We start from the raw sequence: 908 nt of genomic DNA, 5'->3' as shown, positions 1-908 counted from the left end.
TCGGGGAGCCCAGCACCTGCCCGTCGGTCGTCTTGACCGCGATCTGGTAGTAGTACGACTTCCCGATCTCCGCACTGCTGGAGTCCGGCGTCGGAACCGCGGTCGTGTCCGTGTAGGTGGTCGCCGTCTTGGCGACCGGCGCCACCAGCGTCGCGGCGGAGGGGGTGAACACCTGCTGCGTGGAGCGGTGCAGCTGGTACTCGGCGATGTCCAGGTTGGTGTCGCCGGTGGTGTTCTTGTACGCCGCCCAGGACAGCTCCGGACCGGTGCCGTGCACGACGGTCGGCGAGTCCAGCGACGTGCCGACCTTGCCGAAGGTGACCGTCAGACGCGGGATCGTGGACGTCTCGCCGCCGTAGTCGTAGTCCCCCGCCTGATACTGCGGACCGCCCAGCGGCGCGGTCGAGGACTCGTCCACGGCCTTGATCACAAAACCGTAGTTCGGCGACGTCCCCGAGACCCACTTCTGAACGGTGTCACCGACCCGGAAGTTGTGCCACTGGTTGTACTCGCCGATGTCCTTGCGGATCTGCGCCGGATTGACCAGCCGGACCGCGTCGGCGATCGTCCGCCTGGTCGCATCACCGGTGTCCCCGAGGACGATCTTACCGGTGTTGCCCTTGGCGAAATCGATCTGCGACGTACCCAGCTGACGCCAGCCCGTGGTGCCACTCGCCTGGTTGACCGTGAAGTTCGCGGTCGGCTCCGCAGAGGTCACCGTGTACGGGGCGGCCGTCGCACCGTCGGTCTGCACCGGCGTGTGGACCTCGACCTTGTAGTCCGCCGCATCCACGATGTTCGGCTGCCACGTGTACGACTCACCCGTCGCGGTGTTCTTGTTGTACGCGTAGTCACTGCCGTAACCGGTACCGGTCACCCGCGGCCACTCACCGACCGCCGCCGTACCG

Annotated in this window: 1 pseudogene; it reads right to left on the bottom strand. The window is 66.9% G+C overall.

The annotated features are described in order from the left end of the window. Positions 1-908 (bottom strand): annotated as a pseudogene (locus HW130_RS35215) (sugar-binding protein); the annotation flags it as partial.

Source organism: Streptomyces sp. PKU-EA00015 (genome assembly GCF_013387495.1).
GTDB lineage: Bacteria > Actinomycetota > Actinomycetes > Streptomycetales > Streptomycetaceae > Streptomyces.
This window is presented reverse-complemented; position numbering and strand designations above follow the sequence as displayed.